Origin of the sequence: Enterobacter sp. KB-221C9 (assembly GCF_041320715.1) — a bacterium.
GTDB classification, from domain to species: Bacteria; Pseudomonadota; Gammaproteobacteria; order Enterobacterales; family Enterobacteriaceae; genus Enterobacter; species Enterobacter asburiae_D.
In genome coordinates, this window is record NZ_JBGIWG010000002.1 from 1 (window position 1) to 20,579 (window position 20,579).

The 20,579-nt window shown below is 58.2% G+C and carries 16 protein-coding genes; 12 read left to right on the plus strand and 4 right to left on the minus strand.

Translation table 11 applies throughout. The annotated features are described in order from the left end of the window. Window positions 1-432: 432 nt before the first annotated feature. A complete protein-coding gene (gene gap / locus AB8846_RS02110; RefSeq protein WP_063143848.1) occupies window positions 433-1,443 on the minus strand; it encodes a type I glyceraldehyde-3-phosphate dehydrogenase in 1,011 nt (336 codons plus the stop codon). Window positions 1,444-1,521: 78 nt separating this feature from the next. Beyond that, entirely contained in the window at window positions 1,522-2,502 is a 981-nt protein-coding gene (locus AB8846_RS02115; protein WP_370731907.1) for a GlxA family transcriptional regulator, read from the minus strand. A 149-nt stretch (window positions 2,503-2,651) separates the two neighbouring features. Between AB8846_RS02115 and AB8846_RS02120 the strand changes: the two genes are divergently transcribed. Together AB8846_RS02120 and AB8846_RS02125 are read left to right on the plus strand one after the other, a co-directional pair. Beyond that, a complete protein-coding gene (locus AB8846_RS02120) occupies window positions 2,652-3,623 on the plus strand; it encodes a fatty acid desaturase (RefSeq protein WP_370731908.1) in 972 nt (323 codons plus the stop codon). Continuing rightward, window positions 3,616-4,374, plus strand: coding sequence for a phosphate/phosphite/phosphonate ABC transporter substrate-binding protein (locus AB8846_RS02125; RefSeq protein ID WP_370731909.1), 759 nt, complete (start codon window positions 3,616-3,618; stop codon window positions 4,372-4,374). The genes AB8846_RS02120 and AB8846_RS02125 overlap by 8 nt, the downstream gene beginning before the upstream one ends. Here AB8846_RS02125 and AB8846_RS02130 read toward each other — a convergent pair. Both AB8846_RS02130 and AB8846_RS02135 read right to left on the minus strand, forming a co-directional pair. Continuing rightward, a complete protein-coding gene (locus tag AB8846_RS02130; protein WP_370731910.1) occupies window positions 4,353-5,249 on the minus strand; it encodes a LysR family transcriptional regulator in 897 nt (298 codons plus the stop codon). The two genes, AB8846_RS02125 and AB8846_RS02130, sit on opposite strands and share 22 nt — an antisense overlap. A 22-nt stretch (window positions 5,250-5,271) precedes the next feature. Beyond that, window positions 5,272-7,560 carry an FdhF/YdeP family oxidoreductase gene (locus AB8846_RS02135; protein ID WP_370731911.1) on the minus strand — a complete coding sequence of 763 codons (2,289 nt, stop codon included), beginning with the start codon at window positions 7,558-7,560 and terminating at the stop codon, window positions 5,272-5,274. Between the two features lie 1,002 nt (window positions 7,561-8,562). Between AB8846_RS02135 and AB8846_RS02140 the strand changes: the two genes are divergently transcribed. The 10 genes from AB8846_RS02140 to AB8846_RS02185 all read left to right on the plus strand — a co-directional run bounded on the left by AB8846_RS02140 (window position 8,563) and on the right by AB8846_RS02185 (window position 20,548). Continuing rightward, on the plus strand, window positions 8,563-9,057 hold the full coding sequence (locus AB8846_RS02140) for a hypothetical protein (protein WP_063143853.1): 495 nt from the start codon (window positions 8,563-8,565) through the stop codon (window positions 9,055-9,057). A 23-nt stretch (window positions 9,058-9,080) separates the two neighbouring features. Beyond that, window positions 9,081-9,584 carry a type VI secretion system lipoprotein TssJ gene (tssJ, locus tag AB8846_RS02145; RefSeq protein WP_047652274.1) on the plus strand — a complete coding sequence of 168 codons (504 nt, stop codon included), beginning with the start codon at window positions 9,081-9,083 and terminating at the stop codon, window positions 9,582-9,584. Between the two features lie 28 nt (window positions 9,585-9,612). Then, window positions 9,613-10,956 (plus strand): type VI secretion system baseplate subunit TssK, encoded by a 1,344-nt coding sequence (gene tssK, locus AB8846_RS02150; RefSeq protein WP_370731912.1) that lies wholly within the window; start codon window positions 9,613-9,615, stop codon window positions 10,954-10,956. A gap of 17 nt (window positions 10,957-10,973) precedes the next feature. Further along, a complete protein-coding gene (locus AB8846_RS02155) occupies window positions 10,974-12,212 on the plus strand; it encodes a DotU family type VI secretion system protein (RefSeq protein WP_063143855.1) in 1,239 nt (412 codons plus the stop codon). 2 nt (window positions 12,213-12,214) lie between these two features. After that, window positions 12,215-15,835, plus strand: coding sequence for a type VI secretion system membrane subunit TssM (gene tssM, locus AB8846_RS02160; RefSeq protein ID WP_370731913.1), 3,621 nt, complete (start codon window positions 12,215-12,217; stop codon window positions 15,833-15,835). 16 nt (window positions 15,836-15,851) lie between these two features. Further along, entirely contained in the window at window positions 15,852-16,568 is a 717-nt protein-coding gene (tagF, locus tag AB8846_RS02165; protein ID WP_370731914.1) for a type VI secretion system-associated protein TagF, read from the plus strand. Between the two features lie 11 nt (window positions 16,569-16,579). Beyond that, on the plus strand, window positions 16,580-17,596 hold the full coding sequence (gene tssA / locus AB8846_RS02170) for a type VI secretion system protein TssA (RefSeq protein WP_063143857.1): 1,017 nt from the start codon (window positions 16,580-16,582) through the stop codon (window positions 17,594-17,596). 75 nt (window positions 17,597-17,671) lie between these two features. Then, entirely contained in the window at window positions 17,672-18,196 is a 525-nt protein-coding gene (gene tssB, locus AB8846_RS02175; protein WP_008502644.1) for a type VI secretion system contractile sheath small subunit, read from the plus strand. A 3-nt stretch (window positions 18,197-18,199) separates the two neighbouring features. Next, complete coding sequence (gene tssC, locus AB8846_RS02180) at window positions 18,200-19,699, plus strand: type VI secretion system contractile sheath large subunit (protein ID WP_023336028.1); 1,500 nt, start codon at window positions 18,200-18,202, stop codon at window positions 19,697-19,699. Window positions 19,700-20,065: 366 nt separating this feature from the next. Further along, on the plus strand, window positions 20,066-20,548 hold the full coding sequence (locus AB8846_RS02185) for a type VI secretion system tube protein Hcp (protein WP_063143858.1): 483 nt from the start codon (window positions 20,066-20,068) through the stop codon (window positions 20,546-20,548). Window positions 20,549-20,579 lie beyond the last annotated feature (31 nt).

The window sequence follows — 20,579 nt, forward strand, 5'->3', positions numbered from 1 at the left end:
ATGTATAATAAAGCAAGCGCGTGGTAGCATCACCAAGATTGTTTAAATATTCTCTGGCACCATCCTTTACCCCCGCGACGGCGCGATCGAGCCTTACTGCGAGATCTTTATCGGATCCAATTCTTTCTATAATTTCCTTACTGTAATACATAATAAGTCCCTGTTGTGTACAGGGTTTATCATGGTCTACGTTATCGTCTAAGGACAGTGATCTCACTCGCATTTTTATAAGTAAAATAAAGAATAACCACTAACCGATTATCTAAGTTAATCGGTGCTTTTTTATAATTGATACGATGAATTGGAAAGTGTTGAATAAACGTAAGATTATTTTGAATTATATATTCTGCGAGGAGTGGGGAGATATTACTGAATGATGACATAATTTGTAGGCCGGGTAAGCGCAAGCGCCACCCGGCATCAAGGTAAGGCTTATAGCCCTTTCTTATCCATCAGCACCGCCAAATCTACCAGGCGGTTAGAGAAGCCCCACTCGTTGTCGTACCACGCCAGGATCTTCACCATGTTCCCGCCAATTACCAGCGTGGAAAGCCCGTCGATAATTGAGGAGCGTGGGTCGCCCTGGTAATCGCTGGAGACCAGCGGTTCATCGCTATAGCCCAGAATGCCTTTCAGGGGCCCGCTGGCGGCAGCATTGCGGAACGCGTTATTTACCTCGTCGGCGGTCACGTTCCGGCTCAGCGTTACCGTCAAATCCACAATCGACACCACCGGCACCGGCACGCGCAGGGAGTACCCGGTCAGTTTGCCGTCAAGAGAGGGGATCACTTTCCCCAGCGCTTTCGCCGCGCCGCTGGAGTAAGGCACAATCGACAGCGCCGCCGCGCGCGCGCCGCGCAGATCTTTCTCCGGCTGGTCGTGCAGCGCCTGGCTATTGGTGTAGGCATGGGTGGTATTCATCAGGCCATGCTCAATCCCGAACTGCTGATGCAGCACCTGAGCGGCGGGTGCCAGACCGTTGGTAGTGCAACTCCCGTTACTCACCACAGCGTGTCGGGCGGGATCGTACTGCTCATGATTAACCCCCATCACAATCGTCAGGTCGTCGTTCTTCCCGGGAGCGGAAATGATGACGCGCTTAGCGCCGCCGTGGGTAATATGCACCGCCGCTTTTTCCCGCTCGGTAAAGAAGCCGGTGGCCTCAATCACCACGTCAGCGCCGACATCACGCCACGGGATATTCGCCGGATCGCGTTCGCTAAATACGGCGATCCGCTGCCCGTCTACCTGCAGCGCGCCGTCTGCCGCTTCAACGGGCGCGGGCAGTTTGCCCAGAAGGGAATCATGCTTCAGCAGGTGGGCGAGGGTTTTACTGTCCGTCAGATCGTTAATGGCCACAATCTGCAGATCCGGGTTACCCAGCGCCGCGCGCAGGAAATTACGTCCGATACGGCCGAAACCGTTAATACCGACCTTAACCATGGTGCACTCCTTATCTCTGTTGTCTGGAGTCACTGTAGGCGTCGGTCCGATTGGCGTAAACGACAAAAAAGGATCAAATTACGCCATCTTGCGGCAGTGGAATCGCTGGCGGTACTCGCCGGGCGTGAGGTGAAGCTGTTTCTCAAACACGCGGCGCAAATTAAGGCTGGTGCCAAACCCGCTTTGCTCGGCTATGCGCTCAAGGGAATCGCTGGTCTGCTCAAGCAGCTGGCGAGCGGCGGCCAGACGCGCCTCTGTCACGTAGCGGGCCGGAGAGACGCCCGCGTCGCGGGTAAACACGCGGGTGAAGTTACGCGGGCTCATCGCCGCTTTCTCGGCGAGATTTTCCACGCACAGGTCGGCGGTGAGGTTCTGCAGGATCCAGGTTTGCAGTTCGCTTATCGGGCCCGATGTGCCGGGCTGCTGCAGGCTGTAACGGCTGAACTGCAGCTGGCCGCCGGGACGGCGCAGATACATCACCATGTCCTGCGCCACGTCGCGGGCGAGGGTGAATCCGTAGTCGTCTTCCACCAGCGCCAGGGTCAGATCGAACCCGGAACTCACGCCACCGGAGGTCCAGATGGGGCCATCCTGAATATACAGCGGACCGGCTTCGACGTGGATAGCCGGATACTGGGTTTGCATCGTCTCCAGCAGCCGCCAGTGGGTGGTCGCGCGCCGACCGTCCAGCAAGCCGGTCTGGGCCAGCAGCATCGCGCCGCCGCAGATAGAGGCGACCCGGCGGGCATGCGGCGCAGCGAGGTGAAGCCAGTCCACCACCGCCGTGCTCTCCTGCTCGTTCATGCCGCGTCCGGTAATGATAATGGTATCCAGCGGTTCACGCGGATCCAGCTCCGGCAGACGATAGTCCGCCAGCAGATTCAGGCCGGACTGGCCGTGGATCACCTGGTGAGGCTGCGTGGTGGCGATGATAATCCGGTAGCGGGGGTGGGAAAGCCCTTCCGGATGCAGCCGGTTGGCCTGCATCAGAATGTCGGCGATACCGGCGGCTTCAAACAGCATGCCGCCGTCGGGAACGATAATCAGGATCTTCTTCATGTCCTGAAAAGTACCTTTATCACGGAATAAGTCAAGCGACGCGTGCGCCAAACGTTTCTGGCAAAGCAAAGCGATTTAAGTTCTTTGTTATTTCAGGCGTTATCCCCGATCGTCAGGGCACTGTCTCTGGCGAAACGGCGTCTGAAGGAATGAGTCAACGAAGCTCCCTCTATTTACATCCGCAACAACGCGAACAAATCCGCCATCTTGCATCGGGTTTTTTATGGCGAAGCGAACTGCCCACGTGGCTGTTGATCGTCACTATTTATGCCGGCTGGTTTGCCACGCTGACGTTCTGGCAAACGCTCGGCCTGCTGCCCGCCACGCTGCTGCTGATTGTGTTTACCGCCTGGTACATGTCCCTGCAGCATGAGCTGATCCACGGACACCCCACGCGTTTTGCCTGGCTTAACCAGCTGTTTGGCACGCTCCCGCTGGCGGTCTGGTATCCGTATGGCCTGTATCGGGACTCCCATCTTGCCCATCATCGGTACCATAGCCTGACCCATCCGGTGGATGACCCGGAGTCGTACTATTTCACCGACGAGAGCTGGGCGCGCTTTTCGCCGTGGCAGAAACGCGCGATCCGCGCCCGGAATACCTTTGCCGGGCGGCTGATGCTGGCACCTCTGCTGGATATCCTTCAGACGCTGGGCAGCGCCGCGGCGGCGTTTCGTCACCTTCAGCTGCGGGCAATGACGATGTGGCTGGTTCACGTTTTGCTGCTGGTGGCGCTCTTCGCCTGGATGACGCATACCGGTTTTTCACCCGTCTGGTTCGTGCTGGCGGTCAGCTATCCGGCGCTGGCGCTGACCAAGATCCGTTCGTTTCTCGAACATCGCGCGGCGGACGACCCGCTCGCGCGCTCCGTTATTAACGAGGCCGGGCTGTTCTGGCGGGTGCTGTTTTTGAATCTGAACTACCATTCAGTCCATCACGATCTGCCGGGCGTTCCCTGGTACGGGCTGAAGGCGATCTACCAGCAAAACCGGGAGGCGTACCAGCAGCGAAACCACGGTTTTCTCGTCAGAGGCTATGGTGAATGGCTGCGTCAGTTCTGGGCCAGGCCCGTCGACGTCACCGTTCATCCAGGAAAACAACAGGGGGAAGGGTATGAGTAACCTGCTGGCGTTTCCCATGTACGCGGTGGATCGCGCCGACACCCGCGCGCTCTGGCTGGCGGTAAAGAAGCTGCTGGCTGCGCGCGGTGTGTCCGTCGATCGAGACCCCGGCTGGCCGGAGTCCGATCTGCTGACCCACTGGCAACAGCCTGCGCTTATCCTCAGCCAGGCCTGCGGTTATCCGCTGGTCACGCAGCTCCCGGACGTGCAGGTGGTCGGCTGTTTTCACTACGCGGCACCGGGCTGCGAAGGGATCCAGTACCGCAGCTTTCTGGCGGTGCGCGAGGAGGATCGGCACCTGACGCTGGCGGATTTTCGCGGACGTCGTGCGGTCTGTAATTCCCCGGACTCGCAGTCCGGCTACAATGCGCTGCGAAAAAAAGTGGCTCCCCTGCTGAGCGGCGGTCCGTTTTTCGCGCAAACGTCCTTTAGCGGCAGCCATCGCCAGTCGCTAATTGATGTGAAGCGCGGAGCAGGGGATATCGCGGCCATCGACTGCGTGACCTGGGCACTGCTGCAGCGCCATGAGCCGGAACGGCTTGCGGGGCTGGCGGTCATTGACCGTACCCCGCTGACGCCGGGACTGCCGCTGATTACCTCGCATAACACCTCACCTGATACGCTTAACGCCATTCGCGATGCGCTCCACGCGCTGGTCAGTTCACCGGAACATCGGGAGATTTGCGACGCGGTGCTAATCGGCGGTTTTAGCGTGGTGACGCGCGAGGCCTACGCCTCATTGTCTGCGTGATAAATCTCCTGCGCGTCGGTAAAACAGCGCAGCGCCAGCGAGGAGACGGGCTTCTGCCTGCGCATAATCAGGCCGACAGGCGCCTCAATGTTCGCATCGGCGATGGGGACAATCCTGAAGTTGCTGTTCAGTGCCTCCAGCCCGTTGTTCAGCGGCATGACGGCGCAGCACACGCCGCTCTGAACCGCCTGAATGATCTGGAACGTCGAGTCGCTCTCGAAAACGGACGTCGGTTCGATGCCGGCAGATTTAAAGCTGGCCTCCATATGCGCCCGGTAGTGCATCCCTTTGGTCAGGAACCCCAGCGGAAAATTCGTCAGATCGTGCCAGGTCAGCGTTGCCTGGCCGAGCTGGAAATGGCGGACGTCGTGCAGCAGGCCCATCTTCGTTGTTGGCAGCTGAATAATGTCAAACAGGCTGGTGTCGATGCTGTTGAGGTAGCAAATTCCCAGCTCAAGCTGGTTGCGGCTGACGCCATCGGCAATCTGCGCTGAGGACATGGAATAGAGGCTATAGGTCAGCTCCGGGTATTTTTGCGTCAGTTGACGAATAAAAATCATCGGATCCACGCTCGCCAGCGGCACCATCCCCAGACGTAATTCGCCCACCACCAGGCCTTTGCACAGCGCGGCTTCCGCCTGTAGCCCGTCGTGCGCGGCCAGCAGGGCGCGGGCCCACGCGAGGATGCGTTCACCCTCCGGCGTAAACCCTTCAAAGCGCTGTCCGCGCACAATCAGCACCAGCCCCAGCTCCTCTTCCAGGCCGCGGATGCGCATGGAGAGGGTCGGCTGGGTGACGTTGCACTGCGAGGCCGCTTTACCAAAGTGCCGGGTCTCGTCGAGTGCGATTAAATATTTTAACTGTTTAATATCCATTATTTTCTCTGCGCGAGCAGCCTTACAGCATGCGGATCTCTTTTGAGCGCAGGGTGATGCGAACCGGAACGGATTTATAAGACGGCGTACCGCTGTCCTTATCCAGATAATCAAGCGGCACCAGCACGTTGGCCTCCGGGTAATAGGCGCCGACGGTGCCCGGCGCGATGCTGTACGCCACCACGGTAATGTCTTTCAGACGCTGAACGCTGCCGGGGAGGGCGGTTTCGATATCCACGCGGTCGCCGTGTTCCAGACCTGACTGCGCCATATCGTCTTCGTTCATAAACAGCACGTCGCGGCGGCCAAATACGCCGCGGTAGCGGTCGTCCAGGGCGTAAATGGTAGTGTTGTACTGATCGTGGCTGCGCAGGGTGATCAGCCGCAGAACGTGCTCACCTTCACCGCTGGCGTTCTCGTGAACGCCGTCGAACACCGAGAACATCGCTTTTCCCGTCGCCGTTGGCCAGATGCGCTGCGTCGGCGGCAGCGGCATACGGAAGCCGCCGGGAACGCGGATCCGCGCGTTGTAGTCCTCAAAGCCCGGAATGGTCTGCTCGATCAGATCGCGGATCCGGTCGTAATCCTCAACCAGCGTCAGCCAGTCCACGCGGGTTGCCTGCAGGGTGGCTTTCGCCATGCCCGCGACGATAGCGGGTTCTGACCGAAGCAGCGGTGAGGCGGGCTTCAGCTTGCCGGATGAGGCATGCACCATCGACATGGAGTCTTCGACGGTGATGGACTGACGACCGGTGGCCTGGATATCCAGTTCGGTACGGCCGAGACACGGAAAGATGAAGGTCTCTTTGCCCACCAGCAGATGGGTGCGGTTGAGCTTGGTGCCGACGTGCACGCTCAAATCCAGGTTACCCATCGCCGGAAAGCCCCGTTCGTGATCGGGCATCGCGACGGCAAAATTACCGCCGAGGCAGATGAGCGCTTTCGCACGACCGTCGATCATCGCCTGCGTGGCCTGCACCGCATCGTGTCCGTGGTGAGACGGCGGCTCAAAGCCGAAAACGTCCTTCAGACGGTTCAGGAAGGCCGGCGTGGGCTTCTCGCTGATCCCGACGGTACGGTTCCCCTGAACGTTTGAATGGCCGCGCAGGGGGCAGATACCCGCGCCGGGCTTGCCGATATTCCCGCGCAGAAGCAGCAGGTCAGCGATCAGGCGGACGTTCGCCGTACCTTTATTGTGCTGGGTAATGCCCATCCCGTAGGTAATGATGGTGGCATTTGATTTCGCATAGGCGTCGGCCACCTTCTTGAGCGCCGCCCGGTTCAGGCCAGACTCGCGCTCGATCTCGTCCCAGCGGGTTTGCGCGATATCGGCGGCGAAGTCCTCTATGCCCTGGGTGTGTTCGGCAATAAATGCGCGATCCAGCACGTCACCGCGTTCGGCCTCCATTTCGAGAAGGTGTTTGGCAATGCCCTTCAGCGCGGCGGCATCGCCCCCGGCCTTCACCTGGAAATAGGTCGAGGCGATATCCGTAGAGCCGTAGGTCGCCATTTCAATCACGCTTTGCGGGTCGGCGAAACGCTCCAGAGCACGTTCGCGCAGCGGGTTAAAGACGATAATCGGCACGTTGCGACGGGCCAGCTCGTGAAGGGTACCCATCATTCGCGGATGGTTGGTGCCGGGGTTGTGGCCGATGGAGATCACCAGCTCGGTCTTGTCGAAGTCGTCCAGCGAGACGGTGCCTTTCCCGATGCCAATCGAGCGCGGTAAACCGACGCTGGTGGCCTCATGACACATATTCGAGCAGTCGGGGAAGTTATTGGTGCCGTATTCGCGAGCGAACAGCTGGAACAGATACGCCGCTTCGTTGGAGGCGCGTCCGGAGGTATAGAACTCGACCTGGTCCGGTTCGAGCCCGCGCAATACTTCGCCGATGCGTTCAAACGCCTCGTCCCAGTCGACGGGCCGGAAGGTATCGCTTGCCCGGTCATAGCGCAGGGGATGCGTGAGTCGACCGTAGCCTTCCAGTTCAAAGTCCGATTTTGCCAGCAGCGAGGCGACGCTGTTTTCGGCCAGAAACGCGGGGGTAACGCGTTTGCTGGTTGCTTCCCAGGTCACCGCTTTGGCGCCGTTCTCGCAGAACTGGAACGTCGATTTGTGTTCTTTATCGGGCCACGCGCAGCCCGGGCAGTCAAAACCGTCAGGCTGGTTGGTGCGCAGCAGCGTCGCGGGGGCATCAAGGGTATCCATTTGGGTACGTACCGCGATGGCCGTCGCTTTTAATGCTCCCCAGCCTCCGGCAGGACCGTCATAGTGTCGGATACCGGGCACTGAGCGTCTTTTATTGTTCATACCAACTCCTGGTTCGTTCGGTCTTTCGGCGACTGAGCCAATAATTTACTGAAGAAGACAATAAGCGACAGCAATGACGGCCGGGCGTCTGTGCGCATACGGTGCGTCAAAATACCTTATCTTAAATTCTATTTATTACAGTGATTTAAAAGCTATGCCGCATAAATATTTAAAGAAATTATAACGAATTTTTAGCATTTTAATAATAAATCTTATCTATCGCACGGTAGGCGAGATAGATGGCGGTGAGCAAGGAGGGATGTAGCAACGATAAAACTTCGAATGAAGCCTGCGATCGGTAAAAACAGACAATACTCGCGGCTGGCGGGCAATCCCGTGCATTTTTCGGTTGCGAGAATGACGGAAAGGTTAACTCTGGCTTAATGATTAAGGGACATAATTTATGTCCTGGCAGGTAATTATCACAACGTGAAATATAAAGTTATTTTGAGGCGTGAAATTAACGCCATGCTGCGTAAGTGAAATAATCCCATGTTGACCATTCATCACGGTGAATATTAAAGATACCCTTTTAGTGCAACAAATAATTCATCGTTGATATATTCTGCTGACATCACCAATACGCGAATTCTACTAATTATGGTAGTGGCGATAATAGCGTTATTGCGTTAATGAAAGCGATTCTCTTTTGTGTTTTTTGTTTATAAAACATTTGGTTACTGCATTACATGGCTGGAAAATAAGAAGGTGTAGGTCATGTCGGGTTTTTTCATAGGATTAATCCTATAATTTTCCGACTGCTTCAATTACCAACAGTTACGTAACGGTAAATATTGAATTGATGCAAAGCTCATGTAAACTTGTTTACCGTTTGTCAAAATATGTCAGGAAGACGCTGGGCCTTATTCTGAAGGGCTCGTGCGGTAGCTATGCCCTTAAAATAGTAACGCCCCGAAAATATCCTGGCTATTTTAACAATAGCACTTAAGTCAAACTTCACTCCCTTATCTTCATCATCGAAATATCGCTACGGAAAAGCATATGAAAATGCGCGTACTGTTTTCACTTCTGTTTGTAATGGCGGTGGCGGGCTGTAAAGCGCCGCAGAAACCTGTGATCAACGACGATACGATCGAGACCAGCCAGGTCAACGGCGTAACCTTAACCCACCGTCACGCCGTTACGCCGCCGGCGGAGTTCACGCCGGTCAACGAGCCGTATCGTGCCATGTATCCAGCCTCCCTGATGAGCCGTCCTGACTTCGGCGGCAAAGTTATCCGCAATCTCGAGACCGGAAAAACGTACGTGGTGCTGGGGCAGGTTGAACACTACTGGATGGCGCTTGCCGATGAAGGTAACGATCAGCTGATTGGTTACGTCCCGATGCGCGCCGTGATCAAGGCCGACCAGTACGATGCCGCCGTGCGTAAGCAGGCCATTCGTCCGAAGGCGCGTAAAAAAGCGACCTGTGTCGATGTCGATGGCAACAGCAAAGCCTGCAAAGACAGCGCTAACGGCACCTGGATCCTGAACTAAACGGCTTTCATGAGCGCATTTTTATGAATAATAAAAATTTTCATAAGCTGTGGTTATTCTTTTACGCGGTGATTTTCGCCCTGGTCAGTGGTTGTACGTCGTCTTCACACAGCGACCCCTCCCGCTACAATCTGCAGTTTCAGGCTCATCCACAAATCAATGAATCTGCGCCGCTTAAGGTCCGGGTGCTGCTGCTGAAATCCGATGCGGATTTCATGTCCAGCGACTTCTACTCTCTGCAGAACAACGCGTCAGCCACGCTTGGCGCGAATCTGCTGAACAGCGACGTGTTCTTCCTGATGCCGGGACAGCTGTCCAAAACCCTCAGCGGGCAAAGCTCTCCGGAGGCCCGCTACATCGGCGTGATGGCGGAGTATCAGGTGCTGGATGGCAAAAAATGGCGCGTTTCACTCCCTCTGCCCGTGCCTGGCGAAAATCATATCTACCAGTTCTGGAAATGGTCCGCGGATGAACTTCAGGCCAACGTTTTTCTCGACGTGAACGGCATTCGGGTCATCAGCCAGTAACGCGCTTCAAAACAGGAAACACATCATCATGACGAAAGCAGAAAAGGTCGTCTGGACCGAAGGCATGTTCCTGCGTCCACACCATTTTCAGCGGACTGAAAGTTATCTGCTCAACCATGTTCGTGAATGGGCCGCGCTACAGCGGTCGTATCTCTGGGGCTTTCTTGACGTTGAACTGGATGAAGCGATGCTTCGTCAGGGATGCATTGCCCTGAGCTACTGCAGCGGCCTGCTGCCGGACGGTACCTTTTTCCAGGTGCGTAACGGGCGCAACGGCCCTGCACCGCTGAAAATTCCTGACAATCTCACCAACGAAAAGGTGGTGCTCGCGCTTCCGGTCCGTCGTGGCGAGAGAGAAGAGGTGATTTTTAGCGAAGAGCCGGCCTCGCTGGCGCGCTTTATCGCTTTCGAGCAAGAGGTGGAAGACGACAACGCCATGTCGGTGGGGGATGCCACCGTCCAGTTTGGCCGTCTGCGTCTGACCCTGATGCTGGAAAAAGACCTCACGGCAGAATGGACCGCCATCGGCGTGGCGTTTGTGACGGAGAAACGTAACGACAACCACGTGCGGCTCGACAACAGCTACATCCCGCCGATGCTCAACGCCAACAACAGCCCGCAGATCTACAGCATGATCAACGATCTGCACGGTCTGCTGGTGCAGCGCAGCCAGCAGATTGGCGGCCGGTTGCGCCAGCCCGGCCGCTTTAATACCTCCGAACTGATTGAGTTCACGCTGCTGTCGCTGGTTAACCGTCATCTGGGCGAGGTTTCTCATTTAAAAACCCTCCCGCTGCTGCATCCGGAAACGCTCTGGCGCAGCTGGCTGCCGTTTGCGACCGAGCTCGCCACCTGGACGTCGCAGCGTACCGCCGAAAGCGTGCTGCCGATTTACGATCATGACGATCTGGCAAACTGCTTCAGCAAGCTGATGCTGATGCTGCGTCAGGGGCTGTCGCTGGTGATGGAAGACCACGCGATTCAGCTGCCGCTTAACGAACGCTCTCACGGCCTGAACATCGCCACGGTGCCTGAAACCAGCATGGTGCGTGAGTTCGGCTTCGTGCTGGCGGTAAAAGCCAATGTGCCAGGCGAACACCTGCAAACCCATTTCCCGGCGCAGATGAAGGTCGCGCCGGTCTCGAAAATCCGCGATCTGGTTCAGCTTCAGCTGCCGGGCATTATGCTGCGCGCCATGCCGGTCGCGCCGCCGCAGATCCCGTGGCATGCCGGCTACAGCTACTTTGAACTGGAGAAGGGCAGCGAGCTGTGGCATGAGATGGATAAGTCCGGTGCATTCGCCCTGCATCTTGCAGGGGAATTCCCGGGGCTGGATATGGAGTTTTGGGCCATCCGTAGCCCGACAGAATAATAAAGCGAGCGCTTAATATGCAGGAACGACAGGACACCGGCAGTGATGCCGCGTTTACCGGAGCCAGTAGCAACAATCAGCTGGTGGCGGCCGCCAATCCGCTGCTCAACGCGATTCCGCAGATCCGTCACTCGGTCTCCCATGACGATCAGGTGGCGTTACGCCAGCGTCTGATCGACGAGATTCGCCGTTTCGAAGTCCGCTGCCAGCAGGCGGGGCTGCCTTATGAAGTGATCGTCGGGGCACGTTACTGCCTGTGTACGGCGCTCGATGAGGCCGCCGCGCTCACCCCCTGGGGCAGCAGCGGCGTCTGGTCAAGCAACGGTCTGCTGGTGACGTTCCATAACGAAACCTGGGGCGGCGAGAAGTTCTTCCAGCTGCTGGCGCGCCTGTCGCAGAACCCGCGCGAGCATATTCTGCTGCTGGAGATGATCAACTACTGCCTGCTGCTGGGCTTCGAAGGACGCTATCGGGTGCTGGACAATGGCCGCACCCAGCTTGAAACCATCAAGCAGCGGCTGTGGCAGATGATCCGCGGCGTGCGCGGCAGCTATCCGGCGCCGCTTTCTCCCCATCCGGAAGATCGTCCGGTGCTGCGCAAGCTCTGGCGGCCGATGGTTCCCCTGTGGGCCTGCGTGGCGCTGGCCGGGTTTATCGCCTGCCTGTTTTATATCGTGCTTAACTGGCGGCTTGGCGATAACACCAGCCCGGTGCTGGCGAAGATTTATCAGTCCCAGCTGCCGGAAACCACTATTCAGCAACCGGCCCGTCAGCTACCGGCGGTGCTGAACCTGCGCGGCTTCCTGAAGCCTGAAATCGAGGCTGGCCTGGTCGCGGTGAAAGACGAAGCGGATCGCAGCGTCGTTATCCTCAAAGGCGACGGGCTGTTTGCCTCTGCCTCTACCGTCGTGCGTGACCGCTATGAGCCGGTCATCAACCGCATTGCGCAGGCGATGAATAACGTCAGCGGCAAAATTCTGGTGGTGGGCTACAGCGACAACGTGCCGATCCGCAGCGCGCGCTTTGCCTCTAACTATGAACTCTCTCTGGAACGCGCCCGCTCGGTGCAGAAAATGCTGCAGGGAAGCCTCTCTCAGCCTGGCCGCGTGAAGGCGGAAGGGCGGGGCGAGATTAACCCGGTGGCGCCGAACACGACGCCTGAAAATCGCGCCCGTAACCGCCGTGTGGAAATTACTCTGCTGGTGTCGCCTGAAAACACTCAGGCTGAGCTGAACGGATTGCCGCAAGGAAACTAAGGATGCTGACTACACTTCTTTCCATTTTGACCAACCGCATTCTGTGGAGCTTCCTCGGCGTAACGGCGCTTGCGGCGGTGATCTGGATGATTGGTCCCCTGTTGTCCATCGTGGACACCCGACCGCTTGAGTCTGAACAGAACCGTATTATCAGCATTGCCGTGGTCTATCTGCTCTGGGCACAGGGCCACATTCTGCCGCGCCTGTACAATGCCTGGCTGAACCGCAAGCTGATGGACAAGCTCAAGGAGAATACCGCCAGCCCGGAAGCCGCGGATCCGCAGAAGCGGCTGAACAGCGAGGAGCAGATCCTCGCCAGCCGTTTTGATGAAGCCGCGCAGATGCTTAAAAAAGCGCACTTCAGCAAAGCGGGCCAGAGCGCCCAGTGGACGCAGCGCTTCAGCACGCAATATCTCTATCAGCTGCCGTGGTACGTCATTATCGGCGCGCCGGGCTCCGGTAAAACGACGGCGCTGGTCAATTCCGGGCTGCAGTTCCCGCTGGCCGATCGCTTCGGTAAGACCGCGCTGCGGGGCATTGGCGGCACGCGTAACTGCGACTGGTGGTTCACCAACGAGGCGGTGCTGCTGGACACGGCGGGCCGCTATACCACCCAGGAAAGCGAGCAGGTGCAGGACGCCGGCGAATGGCTGGAGTTCATGGGGTTACTGCGTAAGTATCGCCGCCGCCAGCCGATCAACGGCGTCATCATCACCATCAGCATTTCTGACCTGCTCACCCAGTCCGCCGAGGCGTCCCGCCAGCAGGCGGTGAACCTGCGTCAGCGTCTGTCCGAGCTGCATGAACAGCTGGGTATCCGCTTCCCGGTGTACGTGATGGTGACCAAGGCCGACCTGCTTAAAGGCTTCCGCGCCTGGTTTGCCGACTACGACAAAGCGCAGCGCGACCAGATCTGGGGCTTTACGCTGCCTTGGGAGCAAACCAAACACGCCGATTACGACCTGATGGGCAACTTCCAGCAGGAGTTTTCTCTGCTACAGCAGCGCCTCGATGCCGGGCTGCCGGAAACCATGCTGAAAGAGCATGACGCGAAAACCCGCGCGGAAGCGTATCTCTTCCCGCAGGAGTTCGCCGCGCTGCGTCCGCTGCTGGCGGACTACCTGAGCACGGTCTTCGCCCGCTCCAACTTCGAAACCGAGTTCTCTCCGCGCGGGATCTACTTCGCCAGCGGGACTCAGGAAGGCATGCCGTTCGACCGCGTGATGGGCGAACTGAACCGCGCGCTGTCGCTGCCGGAAGGGGGCGAGGCGGATAACTGGGATTCGGTCAGCAAAGAAGCGCCTATCCCGGGTGCTAAAGGTCAGAGTTTCTTCATTAAGAACCTGCTGCAAAACGTCATCTTCCAGGAAGCCGGGATCGCGGGCGAAAACCGCTGGTGGGAACTGCGCAACCGGGCGGTGATCTGGTCCGGCTACGCGGCGCTGCTGGCCCTGCTGGCGATCCTCGGCGGTCTGTGGCTGACCAGCTACGCCAAAAACAAAACCTATCTGGCAGAGGTGGATGCGAAAGTGCCGCTGCTGGACCAGCAGAGCAAGGCGCTACAGAACCAGCCGCAGCGTGACCTGTTCGATCTGCTGCCGCTGCTGAATGGTCTGGTCGACCTGCCGAAAAGCGACGCGTTTGATGTCAACGACCCGCCCGTATCCCGCCGTATGGGGCTCTATCGCGGGGATGACGTCAGGGATGCCGCGCAGTCTCTGTACCAGAAAGCGCTGGATCAGATGCTGTTGCCTGCCGTCGCCATGCACATCACCACCTGGCTTCGCAACGACAACGGCAGCGATGTGGAATACAGCTATGAAGCGCTGAAAGCTTATCAGATGCTGTATCAGCCGAAGCACTATGACGGCAAATTCCTGCATTCGTGGGTGATGCTCAATCTGCAGCGAAATCTGCCGCAGAACGTCACGAAGGCGCAGCTGCAGCAGCTTGAATGGCACCTGACGCAGCTGCTGGAACCGAAAATTCAGGCCTCGCCGTACGCGCAGGATGAATCTCTGGTTGCCCGCGAAAGAGCGATGATCAACCAGCAGCCGCTCTCCACGCGCGTATACGGCCGTCTCAAACGCCTGCTGGAGCATGATGACAACCTGAAGCCGGTCTCCCTTTCCGACCTGGGCGGACCGCAGAGCGAGCTGGTGTTTTCCCGCAAAAGCGGCAAGCCGGTGAGCGAAGGCGTACCGGGCCTGTATACGCCGGACGGCTACTGGAAAAGCTTTAACGGCCAGATTGACAGCGTAACCACCGCCCTGCACGAGGACGACGCCTGGGTGCTGGGGGCCGCCACGGCGCAGGAGGATAAACAGCAGATCGATAACGCCGTGCGCCAGCTCTACATGCGCGACTTTATCGCTAACTGGGATCGCTTTCTCGCTGACATTCAGCTCAACAACAGCGCCGATCTTTCCCAGCGCATCAACACCGCGCGCCTGCTCTCCGGCGCAAACTCGCCGCTGCGCCGCCTGGTGCAGAACCTGAGCCAGGTCCTGACGCTGTCGCGCAATGCGCCCGCGCCGGACGATGCGGGTAAAGCGCAGGCGCAGAGCAACCGCGCCACCCGCACGCTGGAAGCGCTGTTCAGCAACAGTGACGCTGCGCCGACCCAGGCCGCCGTGGTCACCCAGGCACCGGAGCAGCTGGTGACCGACCACTATGCGCCGATGATTGAGCTGGCGCAGCCGCTGGAGAAGGGCGGGAAGACCATCGTGTTTGATGATTTTCTCAAGCAGGTGGACGAGCTCTATCGCTACCTGACCGCCGTCCAGGACGCCGCCAACAGCGGTATGCCTGCACCGGGCGGCGAGGCGATCAGCCGTCTGCAGGCCAGCGCCGGTCGCCTGCCGGGCGGTCTGCAAACCATGTTCAGCAATATGGCGGTGGGGGCCAGCAGCGATACCCAGCGCCGTGACCTGGAAAACGTGCGTAAGCGAATTAACGTTGAAGTGGGCGGTTTCTGCCGTCAGGCGATTGCCGGTCGCTACCCGCTGGTGCGCAGCGCCAGCACCGAGGTCACCCCTGACGATCTCGCGCGCATGTTTGCGCCGGGAACCGGGCTGATGGACGCTTTCTTCCGCGACAATCTGACCAATAAAGTGGACACCACGCAGGCAAACTGGCGCTTTATGCCGGGCATCGACGGTAAAACGCTGCCGGGAAGTGAAGGGCTGCTGAGGCCGTTCCAGCAGGCCCAGTCGATTCGCGACGCCTTCTTTGCTAACGGCGCAACGACGCCGTCCTTCAAGGTGACGGTTCGCACCGTGCGAATGGATAACACCATTCTGAACCTGACGCTGGACGTTGACGGCCAGCTGCTGCGCTACAGCCACGGGCCGCAGGCCGTGCAGATCATGAACTGGCCGGGGCCGGGCGGCACCAACCAGGTACGCATGCAGCTGGGGCTGGCTAACGGCAGCACGGCGACGCTGGTCACCAACGGCGCCTGGGCGCTCAACCGCTTCTTCGATAAAGCGAGCACCAGCCCGGGGGCGGGTAGCCTGAGCCGTCAGGCCACCTTCAGCGTCGACGGACATCAGGTCACGCTGGAGTTTGCGCCAAACAGCATTCGTAACCCGTTCCAGCTTCCCCGTTTCTCATGCCCATAACCGCAAGGACAGCCGTATGACGAATACCCCTGCGATGAACCGCTACAGCTGGTATGGCAAGTTACCCAGCGCCGGAGATTTTTTGCAGCGTCGCTTTCCTGACACTTTACAGCGCCAGTGGTCACACTGGTTCCAGGTCGGTCTGCTGGCCTGGCAGCAGGAAGAGCAGCGCAGCGGCGAGCGCCAGTTCCAGAAAGCGCCAGTCTGGAATTATGTGGTACCGCCGATGCTGGGCAGCCAGATGATCCAGATGGGCTGTCTGCTGCCCGGCCGCGACAGCGTTGGCCGACAGTACCCGGTTTGCCTTCAGCTGAGCTTCGCCCCGTCAGAGTGGTCGACCAGCCTGCTCAGCCAGGCCGAAAGCTGGTACCAGCAGATTGGGCGCCTGGGGCTGCACGCGGTGCGCAACAGTTTTTCCGCCTCGCAGCTGGATGAGATGCTGATGTCCATTCCGGCGCCGCAGCCCGTCGAGCCGCAAAAGCGTTCCGACATCCTTGATGTGATTGGCTATGACGAGGACGGTCAGAGCACGCTGGGCTGGCCTCAGGCGGCGGAGTGTTTTGATCCGCTGCGTCAGACCAGCTACTGGTGGACCAACCGCTGCGACGGTTACCCGCTATACACCCACGTGCACAGCGGTAACTTTACCGGGCAGCTTTTCACCCTGCTGTTCGACCCGGCAGGGGGCGCCCGCCCGGGCCGTCACGGTCTTTATCCGCCCATGTTTGAATAAGCAGGGATCTTATGAATATCGAAGAATTTCTCGCGCCAATAAGCCCCGAAAAACCCTGCGGCGAAAACCTGGAGTACGACGCCGACTTCCAGATCATGAATCAGGCCAGCCAGGGGAAAGCGGAACAGCAGTTTGGCGACACCATTATCCCGGCAGAGCCCGCTGACTGGAACACGGTAGAAAAATTCGCCACCAGCCTGCTGACCCGCACCAAAGATCTTCGCGTACTGCTGGCGTTAACCCATGCCTGGACGCGCCGCCGCGGGCTTGCGGGCTACGCGGACGGATTATTGCTGGTGCAGGAGGCGATCGCCCGTTACTGGGAGACGCTCTATCCGCTGCTGGAAGAGTATGGCGAAACCGATCCGTTCTATCGCATTAACGCCCTGGCGGGGCTGAGCGATAAATCCGACCTGACCGTCGCCGTGCGAAACGCCTCGCTTCTGCGTTCAAACGGCGATGAAATTTCGCTCCGGGATGCCCAGGCCCTGCTGGACGGCAGCAAGACGGAATGTCCGGACTATCCCGGTGGCCGTCCGCGGCTGATTGACGAACTGGCCCGCGGCGACCAGCCGGGCACCGCAGCGGTCATCGTCATTAACGAACGTCTGCTGGCGATCCGCGAGCTGCTCACCGGGCATCTCGGTGAAAGCGGCGTGCCCGAGATGGAGCAGCTGCTGAAAACCGTCGGACTGGTCGCCAGCGCGTGTCAGGTGACCGACATCAGCAAGCTGCTGCCGAACCGTGAGGCGCAGGCAGAACCACAGGCCGAGCAGCAGTCGGCGGCAGCGCAGCCCGCTCAGCCGGTCACCGACTGGCGAAGCGTGCAGGTTACCAGCCGCGCCGACGCGCAGCTGATGCTGGAAAAAGCGAAGCAGTATTTTGCGCAGTACGAACCGAGCCACCCCGCACCGCTGATGATTGAACGGGTGCAGCGGCTGTCAGAACTTAACTTTATGGACATTATTCGCGACCTGGCGCCAGACGGCGTTAACCAACTTGAAAACATCTTTGGGCGCCGCGAATAACGCGTCCAGGCATTATGACGACAGGCATGGAGCCTGCCGTTTCACCTTCACCGCGCATCTTTGATGGAGAACATCATGGCAATGAGTAACAGTGGGCAGAAATTCATCGCACGTAACCGTGCCCCCCGCGTGCAGATCGAGTACGACGTAGAGATCTACGGTGCAGAACGTAAGATTCAGCTGCCGTTTGTGATGGGCGTCATGGCCGATCTGGTCGGCAAACCGGTGGAAAATCTGCCGGCCGTCGACGAGCGTAAATTCCTCGAAATCGACATCGACAACTTTGACGAACGCATGAAGGCGCTGAAGCCGCGCGTGGCGTTCCAGGTGGATAACACCCTGACCGGCGAAGGCAAGCTCAACGTGGATCTGACCTTCGACAGCATGGACGACTTCCTGCCGGATGCGGTGGCACGCAAGGTTGAGCCGCTGAACAAGCTGCTGGAAGCGCGTACCCAGCTCTCCAACCTGCTGACCTATATGGACGGCAAAAACGGTGCGGAAGAGCTGATCGCTAAAATTCTGCAGGATCCGACGCTGCTCAAATCCCTGAGCCAGTTGCCGAAAAATGACGAAAGCGCGAAAGGTAGCGAGGAATAATCAATGAGCAACCAGACTCAACAACATGAGCAGCAGGCGGGTCAGGCGTTCAGCCAGGATGAGTTCAGCGCGCTGCTGAACAAAGAGTTCCGCCCGAAAACCGATCAGGCCCGTTCAGCCGTAGAGAGCGCGGTCAAAACCCTGGCGCAGCAGGCGCTGGAAAATACCGTCACCTTCTCCAACGATACCTACCGTACCATTCAGAACCTGATTGCCGGTATCGACGAGCAGCTGTCGCAGCAGGTGAACCAGATTATTCACCACGACGAGTTTCAAAAGCTGGAGAGCGCCTGGCGCGGTCTGAGCTACCTGGTGAACAACACTGAAACTGACGAGATGCTGAAGATCCGCTTTATGAGCATCTCCAAGCAGGAGCTGGGCCGCACCCTGAAGCGCTTCAAGGGCGTGGGCTGGGACCAGAGCCCGATCTTCAAGAAAATCTACGAGCAGGAGTACGGTCAGTTCGGCGGCGAGCCGTTTGGCTGCATCGTGGGCGACTACTACTTTGACCACAGCCCGCAGGACGTTGAGCTGCTGGGCGAAATGGCGCGCATCGGCTCTGCGGCGCACTGTCCGTTTATCACCGGTACCGCACCGGGCGTGATGCAGATGGAGTCCTGGCAGGAGCTGGCTAACCCGCGCGACCTGACCAAGATCTTCCAGAACACCGAATACGCCGCCTGGCGTTCTCTGCGTGAATCCGAAGATGCCCGCTATCTGGGGCTGGTGATGCCGCGCTTCCTGTCGCGCCTGCCGTACGGCATTCGCACCAACCCGGTCGACAGCTTTGATTTCGAAGAACAGACCGACGGCGCTAACCACAACAGCTACTCCTGGGCGAACGCCGCCTATGCAATGGCTGCCAACATCAACCGCTCCTTCAAAGAGTACGGCTGGTGCACCTCGATTCGCGGCGTGGAGTCCGGCGGGGCGGTGGAAAACCTGCCGTGCCACACTTTCCCGAGCGATGACGGCGGCGTGGACATGAAGTGCCCAACCGAGATCGCCATCAGCGATCGTCGTGAAGCCGAGCTGGCGAAAAACGGCTTTATGCCGCTGGTTCACCGCAAAAACTCCGACTTTGCCGCCTTCATCGGCGCACAGTCTCTGCAAAAACCGGCGGAGTACCATGACCCGGATGCCACCGCTAACGCGCGTCTGGCCTCTCGCCTGCCGTACCTGTTCGCCTGCTGCCGCTTTGCCCACTACCTGAAGTGCATCGTGCGCGACAAAATCGGCTCCTTCCGCGAGCGCGAAGAGATGGAGCGCTGGCTGAACGACTGGGTCATGAACTACGTGGACGGTGACCCGGCGAACTCCTCTCAGGAGACCAAGTCCCGCAAACCGCTGGCGGCTGCGGAAGTGCAGGTGCAGGAGATTGAAGACAACCCGGGCTACTACGCCGCGAAGTTCTTCCTGCGTCCACACTACCAGCTGGAAGGTCTGACCGTTTCCCTGCGTCTGGTATCTAAACTGCCGTCGCTGAAGACGAAAGACGCGTAAGACTGCTGACAACGTGCGTTTAGTGAGTTTCGCCCGGCGGCGCTACGCTTGCACGGGCCTACAATGAAACGTGCAATCTATTGATATCGTTGTTCAATATAGGCCGGGTAAGCACAGCGCCACCCGGCAGGAAAGACGGCTAAATTGTTAATGCTGTCCTTAACAGGTTCCAGAATAACGCACGGTAATAATGACTTCACACTCCTTCCGTTATTTCGAAGGAATGTAAGACTGTCAAATGACACGGGTCGTTTGATATGAGGCAGAGGTAAAATATGGACGGTTTTATTCAGCCCCATGCTTTCCTGTTTGCCATATAAGGGCTTTTTCGAAAGCAATATTGTTCATCCACGAAGAGTAGATATTATGGCTATTGATATGTTTCTGAAGGTCGAGGGTGTTACGGGCGAATCTAAAGATTCTAACCACACCGGCTGGACTGATATTACCTCCTTCTCCTGGGGCGCTTCCCAGCCGGGTAATATGAGCGTTGGCGGTGGCGGCGGTGCCGGTAAAGTTAACTTTAACGACCTGCACGTAAACGCGCTGATCGACAAATCCACCACCGCTGTACTGAAACACTGCGCCAGCGGTAAACACCTGACTAAAGTTGAACTGTCCGTCTGTAAAGCCGGCGGCCAGCAGGTGGAATACTCCCGCATCACGCTGGAAGATGTGCTGGTCACTTCTGTTCAGTACACCGGTGCAGACAACGGCGATACCGTTGGTGTGACCTATGCATTCCAGGCTGCGAAAGTGAAACAGCAGTACTGGGAGCAGACCACGTCTGGTGGTAAAGGTGCTGAAAGCAGTGCTGGCTGGAACATCAAAGAAAACAAAGAAGCATAATAATAGTGGGCCCGAAAGGGCTCACTTTATC